Annotated in this window: 1 protein-coding gene; it reads left to right on the top strand. The window is 48.9% G+C overall.

What is annotated here, in order from left to right; all coding sequences use genetic code 11:
- Positions 1-74: 74 nt before the first annotated feature.
- The coding region (locus AWH66_RS10490; RefSeq protein ID WP_063605843.1) for a flagellin at positions 75-1,210 on the top strand (1,136 nt) is incomplete at its 3' end.

Genomic DNA, 1,210 nt, shown 5'->3' with positions numbered 1-1,210 from the left:
TAACTTTGAGAGAACTACTTGGTTTTCCGAGACGTCGGAAACCGCTACACCGGAAAATCAATTGGAGAAACAACATGGCAGTGAATGTAAATACTAACGTATCAGCGATGACCGCTCAGCGTTACCTAAACAGTGCAAGTCAGGCGCAAGCAACGTCAATGGAGCGTTTGTCTTCGGGTCATAAAATCAACAGCGCGAAAGACGACGCAGCGGGTCTACAAATTTCGAACCGCTTGAACGTTCAAAGCCGTGGTCTTGATGTGGCAGTGCGCAACGCGAACGATGGTATCTCTATCGCCCAAACTGCTGAAGGTGCGATGAATGAGACAACGAACATCCTGCAACGTATGCGTGACCTATCACTGCAATCAGCAAACGGCTCAAACTCAAAAGCAGAGCGTGTGGCGATTCAAGAAGAAGTGACGGCACTGAACAACGAACTAAACCGTGTCGCTGAAACCACAGCATTCGGTGGTAACCGTCTACTGAACGGTACTTACGGTACCCAGTCATTCCAAATCGGTTCAAACAATGGTGAAGCGGTGATGCTAAGCCTGAAAGACATGCGCTCAGACAACAGCGGCATGGGTGGTTCGGTTTACCAAGCAGCGAACGCAAAAGATAAAGATTGGTCAGTGGCAGCAAACTCAACACTGACTATCGACATGAACGACAGCGCGGGTAACGCGATGACAACGCTGACGATTAACGCGAAACAAGGCGATGATATTGAGCAGCTAGCGACGTACATCAATGGTCAAACTGACCTAGTGCAAGCGTCTGTAGATGAAGATGGCGCACTACAAGTATTTGCGAGCAACAATAAAGACATCGACAGCGCATCATTAAGCTTCGGTGGTACGCTAGCGGGTTCAGGTGAGCTAGACATGTCAGGTGCAGCGGCAGCAGCAACGGTTAACGATATTGATGTCACGTCAGTAGGTGGCGCTCAAGAATCTGTAGCGATTCTGGACTCTGCGATGAAGTATGTGGACAGTCACCGCGCAGAACTTGGTGCTTTCCAAAACCGCTTCAACCACGCTATCAACAACTTAGACAACATCAATGAGAATGTGAACGCGTCGAAGAGCCGTATCAAAGACACGGACTTCGCGAAAGAGACGACAGCGATGACGAAGAACCAAATTCTATCGCAAGCTTCAAGTTCGATTTTGGCACAAGCAAAGCAAGCGCCAAACGCAGCATTGAG

The organism is Vibrio barjaei (genome assembly GCF_001639065.2).
Lineage (GTDB): Bacteria > Pseudomonadota > Gammaproteobacteria > Enterobacterales > Vibrionaceae > Vibrio > Vibrio barjaei.
Note: the sequence above shows the minus strand (reverse complement) of the source record. Positions and strands in the feature narration are given on the sequence as shown.